The sequence below is a fragment of the Oleiphilus sp. HI0066 genome (genome assembly GCF_001635725.1).
This window is the reverse complement of the sequence record NZ_LWFH01001117.1, coordinates 1-1,192: the sequence shown is the minus strand read 5'-3', so window position 1 is coordinate 1,192 and position 1,192 is coordinate 1. Positions and strand designations below refer to the sequence as shown.

2 protein-coding genes are annotated in these 1,192 nt (G+C 44.4%); both read right to left on the bottom strand.

Features of this window, described 5'->3' with window-relative positions; all coding sequences use genetic code 11:
- Nucleotides 1–558: ATP-binding cassette domain-containing protein (locus A3738_RS14675; protein WP_156504267.1), on the bottom strand; the 558-nt coding region annotated here is incomplete at its 3' end.
- Nucleotides 555–1,192 (bottom strand): molybdate ABC transporter permease subunit (gene modB, locus A3738_RS14670; protein WP_068763672.1); only part of this gene is annotated, 638 nt, incomplete at its 5' end. The genes A3738_RS14675 and modB, both read right to left, overlap by 4 nt.

Genomic DNA, 1,192 nt, shown 5'->3' with positions numbered 1-1,192 from the left:
AATTGGAGCGGATATGTCGTCTTTTAGCGCTTTTAAAAAATTCAGCATTTCCTGTCTTGAACTACTGTCGAGTGCGGACAGAGGTTCATCCATGAGTATTAGGCTTGGCTGACTCAATAGTGCGCGTGCGATGTTGACGCGTTGTTTTTGTCCGCCTGAAAGTTGCGAGGGGAGTTTGTCGTTAAGCTCAAATAAAGCGCATTTTTCGATAACGCTCGAAAGTGTTTCATCATTTATGTTTACGCGCTGATATTTCAGATTGAATACTAGGTTTTCGTATACAGTTAGATGCGGCAATAGGCGTGCATCTTGGAATATATAGACGAGATTGCGCTGATGGCTTGGTACGAATGTGTTCGATTTTGAGTCTTGCCAGATGATGTCATTGACTAAAACGCGGCCATTTCCTTTTTCAAGTCCAGCTATGCATCTCAGAAAAGTGGTTTTGCCGCAACCCGACGGGCCGAAGATAGCGGTAAGCCCAGAGTTCGACAGTGACTCGTTAATAGTTAAGTGAAAGTTTTCGCGATTGAGGCGCAGATTGATATCGATACTCATGTGCTGCGACGCTCTTTAGAATTCTGTTGAAGATAGGCTAAGCACCAGACAACGCAGAAAGCGAAAATAACGAGCCCTAAGGACAAGGTATGGGCTTGTTCGAAGTTCAATGCTTCCACATGATCATAAATGGCAATTGAAAGTACGCGAGTTTCTTCAGGAATATTTCCGCCAATCATCAAGATCACGCCGAACTCTCCAAGAGTGTGCGCAAAGCTAAGAATTGCCGCGCTGAGAATTCCTGTTTTGCCCAACGGAAGTGCGATGCTCTTGAAGCGAGTAAACGGGCTTGCTCCCATTGTTGCGCCTAGTTCAAGTACGCCTTTATCAATGCTAGAAAATGCGTTGTAAATAGGCTGAACGGCAAAGGGTAAGGAATAGATTATTGAGCCGAAGACGAGCCCCCAAAAAGTAAATACAAGACTGCCAAATCCTAAGGATTCAGTGATGACACCAATCGCTCCATCAGGGCTCAATAGTAGAAGTAGATAAAAACCTAATACTGTTGGAGGTAAAACAATTGGTAGAGTAATGATCGACAGAGCTAGTGGCTTGAGCCGGCTATGTGTTTGGCTTAACCACCAAGCTAGCGGTGTAGCGATGATTAATAGAATTGCCATGCTGATGAATGCAA